General features: G+C 33.3%; 9 protein-coding genes. 3 read left to right on the top strand and 6 right to left on the bottom strand.

All coding sequences use genetic code 11. The annotated features are described in order from the left end of the window. The 3 genes from V7266_RS27485 to V7266_RS27495 all read right to left on the bottom strand — a co-directional run. A partial coding sequence (locus tag V7266_RS27485) for a recombinase family protein (RefSeq protein ID WP_335472397.1) occupies window positions 1–1,575 on the bottom strand: 1,575 nt, incomplete at its 3' end. 16 nt (window positions 1,576–1,591) lie between these two features. Beyond that, window positions 1,592–3,139: a recombinase family protein gene (locus tag V7266_RS27490; protein ID WP_335472398.1), complete on the bottom strand. Its 1,548-nt coding sequence runs from the start codon at window positions 3,137–3,139 to the stop codon at window positions 1,592–1,594. Beyond that, window positions 3,069–3,269, bottom strand: a complete 201-nt coding sequence (locus V7266_RS27495) for a hypothetical protein (RefSeq protein WP_335472399.1) — start codon at window positions 3,267–3,269, stop codon at window positions 3,069–3,071. The genes V7266_RS27490 and V7266_RS27495 overlap by 71 nt, the downstream gene beginning before the upstream one ends. 240 nt (window positions 3,270–3,509) lie before the next feature. Here V7266_RS27495 and V7266_RS27500 point away from each other — a divergent pair, with 240 nt between their 5' ends. The 3 genes from V7266_RS27500 (at window position 3,510) to recJ (ending at window position 6,265) form a co-directional block, all read left to right on the top strand. Continuing rightward, a complete protein-coding gene (locus tag V7266_RS27500; RefSeq protein WP_335472400.1) occupies window positions 3,510–3,842 on the top strand; it encodes a helix-turn-helix domain-containing protein in 333 nt (110 codons plus the stop codon). A 382-nt stretch (window positions 3,843–4,224) separates the two neighbouring features. Continuing rightward, the gene (locus V7266_RS27505) at window positions 4,225–4,608 is read left to right on the top strand and encodes a hypothetical protein (RefSeq protein ID WP_335472401.1); all 384 of its coding nucleotides are present in this window, start codon (window positions 4,225–4,227) and stop codon (window positions 4,606–4,608) included. Then, a complete protein-coding gene (gene recJ, locus V7266_RS27510) occupies window positions 4,601–6,265 on the top strand; it encodes a single-stranded-DNA-specific exonuclease RecJ (protein ID WP_335472402.1) in 1,665 nt (554 codons plus the stop codon). The genes V7266_RS27505 and recJ overlap by 8 nt, the downstream gene beginning before the upstream one ends. A 17-nt stretch (window positions 6,266–6,282) precedes the next feature. Here recJ and V7266_RS27515 read toward each other — a convergent pair whose 3' ends face one another. The 3 genes from V7266_RS27515 to V7266_RS30840 form a co-directional block, all read right to left on the bottom strand. Next, window positions 6,283–7,206 (bottom strand): hypothetical protein, encoded by a 924-nt coding sequence (locus V7266_RS27515; RefSeq protein ID WP_335472403.1) that lies wholly within the window; start codon window positions 7,204–7,206, stop codon window positions 6,283–6,285. A 391-nt stretch (window positions 7,207–7,597) separates the two neighbouring features. Further along, window positions 7,598–7,792 carry a hypothetical protein gene (locus V7266_RS27520; protein ID WP_335472404.1) on the bottom strand — a complete coding sequence of 65 codons (195 nt, stop codon included), beginning with the start codon at window positions 7,790–7,792 and terminating at the stop codon, window positions 7,598–7,600. A gap of 137 nt (window positions 7,793–7,929) precedes the next feature. Continuing rightward, window positions 7,930–8,100 carry a HEPN domain-containing protein gene (locus V7266_RS30840; RefSeq protein WP_420491508.1) on the bottom strand — a complete coding sequence of 57 codons (171 nt, stop codon included), beginning with the start codon at window positions 8,098–8,100 and terminating at the stop codon, window positions 7,930–7,932. Window positions 8,101–8,106: the final 6 nt, after the last annotated feature.

Below are 8,106 nucleotides of genomic sequence, written 5' to 3' on the forward strand. Positions count from 1 at the left end.
TACGTTTTTTAAATCCATTCTCAATTTTATATCTATTTTACATTTTGAATCGATATAAACGCTTTCCAGCAAATATAAGAATAGTCTTCGGACAGCTACATTTGGCAAACCCTCTATTGTATAGAGATCTTTTATTTTATCCTGAATAAACTCCCGATTTGCATCAACGTTCTTTAAAGAATTGATCGAGTCTTGCAGTACTTCAATCCGCGCCCTTTTTTCCGAAATGGAATTCTTTAGATGATCCTCTGCAATTGTAAGCACCTGAATGTGCTTTACTTTCATCTCGTTATCTATCTCATTTAAATTAGAGAAAATCTTTTCTTTTTTACATTTTAAGTCCACCAGTTTTTTCTCTACTTCCAACACTATATTGCGTAGCAAATCGATCTTCTCAATTAATTCCTCGCATTGAGATTCGATTTTCATTTGAATCTTTCTTACTATTTCATCAATTTTCATCGTATGAAAACTTGTCAAATAATTTTTGACTTCACTATGAACATCGGACTCTAAGAACTTACTTCCACATGAAGGGCAGTAATAAATCCTTTTACCATACCCTTTTGAACGTTGATCTTTCCCTTTTATTTCTGTTTTACAGTCTTTGCAAAATAGCAAATTAGTAAGCCAGAAATTCGTCTTAAAATAATTAGGCGGAATCTCTTTATTCTTCCTTCTTTCATACAGCTGATAGCAGAATTCCCACTCACTTTTAGTTATCACTGGTTGAATGAGATCACTTTCTGTCATGATCCATTCAGTTCTCTCATTCGTCGTATTTTTAGATTTAGGATTTCTCTTCCTTATGGCGATATATCCCGCATAAAATGGATTGACAATGATTTGTTTGACCTTATCTTTATCCCAGTTCTTTCCTCGATAACTATTTTTTGGCATTTTAGATGCAATCGAATCGAATCCATAACCTACTTTATATAAGGAATAAACTTCTTTTACCAACATTAGTTCATGGTCAACTTTTTCAAATTTTCCATCCCTAATATTTGAATGCATCTCTTCAGGTAAATTTGAAAGGATTTCTTTATAGGTTTTTGTATCCTTCCTTTCTCCATTTTTATTCCTCTTCCTTGGATATTTTGAAAAATATTTATATCCGAATGGAGCTGGTCCCCCAGTCCATAATCCTTTTTGCGCTAACGTTTTAATGCTGTCCTTAGTGACTAAACGAATTTTATCTAATTCATATTTTGCTAAGGCATCTTTAACCGTAGAGGTAATAATTGCTGATTTACTATAAACGGTTTCTGTTAGGCACTCAACGATGTCTATTCCAAAGGCATCCATTGTAACTCTTAACACCTGATGATCTTCTGGAATTCTAGCAAGTCTAGAATGATCATACACAATCACAAAGTCAAATTTTCTTAACTCGGCATCCTCTATAAGACTCATTAAGCCTTTGCGATGTTTTTTTCTTGAAGATACTGCTTCATCCGTATACTCACCAATAATTTTAACTTCGTATTTTTTTGCGAATTGATACGCTCTACTTAATTGTGTGTTTAAATTTTGTTTATCCGTAGAATGCCGTCCATAAAATACTGCCTTCATTCCTGGTTTCACTACCTCAAGCAAGTTCAAAAGCATGACCTCCTGTTAGCTCAACCAAATAAGGATGTTTAAAAATAATCTCAATTTTATTTTCCATTCCGCAATAAACCCCTTGAACTACATCTCCTAAAAGTTCAATTTTGGATTCATCATCCAGTGATTGCTCTAAAAGATTCTGTTCAGAATGGTGATTTTCATGAAATTTTAAAAGTTCCTCCATTACTTCTACGGAATGGTAGTAATAATCTTTGAACTTCAACGTACTTTTTGATAATTCTTCAATTTTTTCATGATTTTTAATAAAATGGTCTGGTAATTTCCCATAATCATCTACAACAAGTAATTCATCGATAAATGATCCAATCCTTGATTTAAAATTTTGACTTGCAGACTCAAAAAATTTTTCGACTTTTTCATAATGCTTTATATTGAATTCCAATATTTTTTTAACCACATTCTCATAATCTTTCTTTAATATGACGTTAAAAAACTGATTTGCATAGTAAATGACTTTGTTTTCAAGGTCTTCTTTTCTAATTTTTTTCTTTGGATGATTTGGACATTGGTAAACCCATAATTTTTGCCCCTGCCTAACAGCATTCTTATAAGTCAACTTTTCCCCACATTCTGTACAGTAAATCAGGTTTTCCAGTAAGAACGAAGGCTTTCTTTCTCCCTCTTCATCGCTTTTCATTGGTCTTTGTGACTCATAATTTTGCATTTTTATCTGTACAAGTTCCCAGATTGATTCATCCACAATCACAAGCTTTGGGTCAAAATTTATAATAGGTTCGTCTCCATTGCGATAATGCCTTTCACCTTTATAAATCCTATTTGTTAAAACATTTTTCACATTGCCATGTGACCACTCTTTTCCATCCTTAAAACGTAAACCCTTCTTATTTACCAAATTGGTAAATCTGTTTATATTTTTGAACGACTCATTTAAAAATAAATCGTAAAGTTTTTCAACAGTTACTCCCTCATTCTCATGTTTGATCCAATCCCCTTTATTTTTGGGGTCAGGACGGTACCCAAAATTAATGCGAGCTGCTGCATGTTTGCCGTCTCTTGCTACTGTGACTTTGGAGTCCTTTAATTTAGTGACGATATCTTCTCCATTTTGTTGGTTAAATGAAGCTAAAATTCTTTCAAGCAATTCCCCTTCAGGACTGAACATCATTGGCACTTCATTCTCCAAAGCAAAATGCACCTCTACATTGTGATTTCTCAAAATCTGATAGATTTCCATATGTTGCTGAACATTTCTCGCAATCCGACATCGACTATACACCAACAATGTTTTTACATTGCCCTTTTTGATTTCTGTTAACAGTCGGCTCATACCGTTTCTTTGTTCCGTTTTTGTTTTCCTTGCGGAGGTTTCTTTATCAAAATATTGATTTTCATCCTTCAAAATCAATCTTTTTCTAAACGCTAACTCCTTCACCTTACTTACTTGATTGTCTATCGACATTTTCTGAATCTCTGTTTTAATCGAATTTCGGTAATAGGCAAAAATCGTCAAATACCCCATCCCCCTTGCTAAGCATATTGTATTCATCCAAAGAGATTTTTTTACTATTTTTTAATTCTTCAAGTAATAGGGTGGTGTAAATATCAAACCACTTTTCAGCAGCTTCGGGATCATGTACAAAGTTAATGGATGAAATTTCAAATGATTTTTTTGACATTAAAAGCACCTCTAAAAATTTTTATTTTCTACTTTTTTATACTAATTCCTTCCTTTAGTTATTCGCTTTCATATTTTTTGAAGGATTTTTAATTCCTGTTATCGAATAAGACAAATTATTGCTTTCATATAATCGAAAAACTTAAGCAGATAAAGATGAAAAAGTCTTTTATTTTTTCATCCCATTTTTAATAACGCCATTAAGATAAAATTCGACGATACGAACCAAGGAGGTAAACACATGCTGCAAGACATGGGGCAACGAATTCGCATACTCCGATCTAATAAAGGGATAAGTTTAAATGCATTTGCAGAAAAGTTGAATGTCTCACCTGGTTACCTTAGTAATTTAGAGACTGGAAAAACAGATACGATTCAATTATCTTTTCTGGAAAAATTGCAATCCGAACTTCATCTTTTACCTATTGAGTCTGAAAACTTGAATGACATAAATCCAAGGTACCTACATGCCTTGAAAAAACTGAAGGAACTTGAACAATGTAATCCTGAAGGAGCAGATTACCTGCTTACAACTGTTGAAAAAGGACTGGAACTTCTATTAAAACAGGAGTAAGTAATATCTAATATGTCCAACATTTTACAGGTTATTCATTTATATAAATGCATTGTTTATAAAAATGAATACTCAAATAAAAAATGGAGAGTCTAACCAGTAGTGGTTGGACTCTCTTTTTATGTATGTGCGGTAAGTCTTATTGGACTAGAACATTTCCAAGAAGGAAAGGAGCGAATGGAAAAGGCATTAATTCGAGCATCACATAGATAATCTACACCCACTTCGGTTGATATAGCAAACTAGAATAAAAATTAAACAAAAAATATCATCTATAATAGAAGCCATTGATAACTAATCAAAATCGCTGGTCGAAAAAGTGGTTTTATTTGAGGGAAAAATATAGGAATCGTTTTATCCTTACCATCTTAGGAGTGTTCACATGAAAGAATTAACTTTACTGAAATTGTTGGATGCAGGTTGTTATGACAGTGTTTTAAAATTAAAAATTGATTTAATAAGGTATAAAAAGTTAGGGTTGGTCTTTTATAAAGAGACGCTAAGTGGACTAGACTTTGACCAGCCTTTTGAACTTTATTTCCATGCTACAAAAGGTTCCATTACCTATCAAGGTGCCTTTCCTATCCCAGTGGACTATTTCAAGCCATGGATGAGGAAGAGGAAAAAGATGAACCACCTTTTACCATATTATCAGTCCTATTATGAAACCAAACAGCACCCTGATTCTCATTATTTTGAGACTCTTTCCCACTATAAAGGTGAGAAATTTGTATGGCTTTATAAAGAAGGTGCTCCCCATGCATGATTGGCTTCCCTTAGACCAACCCTTGGAGCTACATCCGAAATATGGTACGATCATGTATTTATCAAGACATTTTCTTATTGACCCCATTTTGGGGCACTATTTATTTCTTCATGGCTTTGATAATGAAGAAAAATTAAAGAAGTTCCTTGATCCCAATCTAGAAAAAGACCTGCATAACCCGTTTTTATTAAACGATATGAAAAAGGCGATTGTTCGTATCATTAAAGCCATTAAGCAGAAGGAAAGAATTCTTATATTTGGTGATTATGACTGTGATGGGATAACATCGACGTCTCTACTGTACTTAGCTTTAAGGCGATTTAAAGCGAATGTCACCTATCGATTGCCTTTAAGAAGTGAAGGCTACGGGTTGTCAGCACAGGCTATGAATCAAGTGGGGGAAAATATTTCTCTTGTGATTACTGTTGATAATGGGACAAGTTCCCATGAGGCAATGAAAGTTGCAAAAGAAAAGGGAATTGATGTCATCGTAACCGATCATCATGAAATATTAGGATCTTATCCAAATTGTCATGCATTTATCAATCCCAAAAGACATGATAATACCTACCCCTTTACTTACCTTTCAGGTGCGGGTGTGGCATTGAAGATAGTACAAGCCCTATATCAGGTCGCAAAAAGAAAGTTTGATTTTGAGTTCCATGCATATATGGAATTAGCTACTTTAGGAACGATTGCTGACGTAATGCCAATATTGGATGAGAATCGTGTAATCTGCAAAAGTGGCTTAAAGAAAATGAATGATCATCCACATCCTGTTTTCAAACAGATTTTTGAAAAGTCCTATGTTAAATTTGTGGATAGCTCCACCATTGGTTTTACACTTGGACCGCTTTTTAATGCCTGCGGTCGAATTGATAATCCAAATATTGCGGTTCACATTTTAACTTCAAATGAAGTTCAAGAATCGCATGTCGATTCTTTAATGAACTTAAATATCAAACGTAAAGAATTAACGAAACAACAATTTGTTTTGGCTGAGGAACAAATCAAACAAAAGCAACTTTACAATGATAAAGTTATTGTCGTATTCGATGAATTTCATAATGGAATCATTGGCATCATCGCTGCAAGAATTACAGATAAGTACAAAAAGCCTTCCATTGTCATTTCCAAAACAGGCACTGGTTCGGCTAGAAGTGTGAATGGAAGCGGTTTTTCAATCATTAACGTTATTAATAATTCTTCCTACCTATTAAGTAAATATGGAGGTCACCCAGCTGCTGCTGGTCTCTCAATTCTCCCCGAAGAAGTACGCATTAATGAATTCCGAAATTCCATTCAAATGGCTGCAGAGAATGAAGTTTTTAATCAACCTGCTTTAAATTACATAAAAAGGTTAGATATTGGAAATTTTTCAGAGGAACTCTTTGAGGACATACACCACTTAGAACCTTATGGAACAAATATTCCCAAACCCCTATTTTATTGTGATTCTGAAATTTGTCCTTCATACAGTTTTTTTGGGAAAAATAATGATCATTTGAAACTTCGTTACCGAAAAAATGAAGCCATTGCCTTCTTTAAGGCACCCATGATCCCTGAAATTTCCAAAAACAAACCTATACATGCCTTATATTCAACCTTTTGTAACCATAAAAGAAATTTTTTGATACACTCGTTGAAAGTTGAATAAAAAACAGTGGCTAGCACTTAATCGTTAGCCACTGTTTTTTCTTCTTGCTGTTGATTGGTTTGTTCTTCGTTCAGATTTTCAAAATAGTGTTTTATTGCATTATTAATGACTCTCTTTTGTTGTTTGTAAAACTTATCTGTGAATGGACACTTTATTGCTCCATCTTCCATAATGAGATTAGACCTAATTATCCCATTTTCAAATATTTGTTGATATATATTCTCTAGATGATTTATGATTGCGAGTTCCTCCATGTGGATACTTAACTTAGTTACAACCTCTTTACTTAGGTTTATAAAGTCATCTAAGCCCAATTGAAATTTCTTTTCTTCTGTGGGATAAATGATCTTTTTCCTTAGTTCCTTTTTTAGTTCTTCAGAATTCGTCATATTATTGCTTGTACACTTAAGAAGCTTGTTTTCTTCATCCATAATCCCATACAGTTCTGTTAATACTCCATTTTCTTCTTTCAAAACAAGATTTTCTTTTTGCAAGGAATTATTTTGCTCAACAATTTCAAACATGTTCATGTGGATAATTTGATTTTCTTCTTGTAAATCAACTAGCGTGTTTTCCAAGTTAATGATTTGTTCACGTAATTCTTTAATTTCCTTTTCGTGTTGTTTCTTATTGGTTTCCGACTCAATCTTGTCAGGCATTTCATCATGGAACTTAGGGCGCTCAATATCTTCAGAGTAGTAGTTCCTAAGCTTTTTAACATAGTCCTCATATACTTCCATTATGGATGGTAAGCCTGGTCGTAGCTCCTCAATATAATCAAATAATTCTTCTTCGGATACTCGATAACCTTCCTTACGGTTTTCACTTCGTATCCCCTGAATCTTTCCTTCCCGTATCCACCTTGTCACCATCTGCGGCGAATCAGTTATATAGTATTTTTGGAGAATAGCAAGGATTTCATGAACATTGTATTCCTTCACGAAATGGTCTCCTCTCATAAAGTTACTATGGTAACTATATGAAAGAACTAATTAATTAATAACTACTAGAATGTTCTAAACAAATTTTACAAATTAGAGAATATCCACGAAGAAAATTACAATAACCTCGACCGTTTAGAATAATAAGCTAAGCCAGTTAGTGGTCGCTTGAAAATAGATTCCTATCTGGTTAACTGATTTAACAAATTAATAAAAAAGAGGTTGCTAATAAGCAACCTTTTCATTAACATAAAACAATTGAGTTTTATCATTTAGATTTTTGGGCATATTAAGAATATATGTCAAAGGTGGAACAATAAAGAACCTGCCTTCATTCCAAACGAAATCGAGCTAATTAACATGTAAATAATTTTGTAGTTCCAACCCTCCTTTAAGAAGGGTTGGATGGTGATTTTAAGTAGTCAATTAATCTGTATAATAAATATACACCTAATGCATTACCTAACCATTTGAGGATAATCCAAGTGACTTTTGGATTTACAATAATCAGACCAGATTTCGTACCTAAAATGATTATCACCAATACAAACAAAACTAATAACGATACGTTAACAAGATTCTTCATTATTACCACCTCGACATTATATTCAAGGTGAGCTTTTACGCACTCTTTAGAAGGTGGCTGCCTTTAAGCCTACTTTCCTCATATATTTTTATACCATAAATAAGGACAAAGTTCTACCTATTTTTCCATTTTTTCTACTAACTTACTACTTTATCCAATATTTTAACAACCTTTTTTGCCGCTTTAAAATTTTCCTCTATGGATTTCATGGTAATATGAGGATTTCCACCATGTGCAAATTCATTTCTAATATTTTTAAAAGAGATAAGGGACCTATTCAGAATTTCATAATCTGTCTGTCTAGTTATTTTACC

This window comes from Neobacillus drentensis (genome assembly GCF_036965645.1).
GTDB classification, from domain to species: domain Bacteria; phylum Bacillota; class Bacilli; order Bacillales; family Cytobacillaceae; genus Neobacillus; species Neobacillus drentensis_D.

Coding starts and splice junctions, on each gene's coding strand:
- V7266_RS27490 (WP_335472398.1), bottom strand. CDS start 3,139: ATGAATACAATATGCTTAGCAAGGGGGATGGGGTATTTGACGATTTTT.
- V7266_RS27495 (WP_335472399.1), bottom strand. CDS start 3,269: ATGTCAAAAAAATCATTTGAAATTTCATCCATTAACTTTGTACATGAT.
- V7266_RS27500 (WP_335472400.1), top strand. CDS start 3,510: ATGCTGCAAGACATGGGGCAACGAATTCGCATACTCCGATCTAATAAA.
- V7266_RS27505 (WP_335472401.1), top strand. CDS start 4,225: ATGAAAGAATTAACTTTACTGAAATTGTTGGATGCAGGTTGTTATGAC.
- recJ (WP_335472402.1), top strand. CDS start 4,601: ATGCATGATTGGCTTCCCTTAGACCAACCCTTGGAGCTACATCCGAAA.
- V7266_RS27520 (WP_335472404.1), bottom strand. CDS start 7,792: ATGAAGAATCTTGTTAACGTATCGTTATTAGTTTTGTTTGTATTGGTG.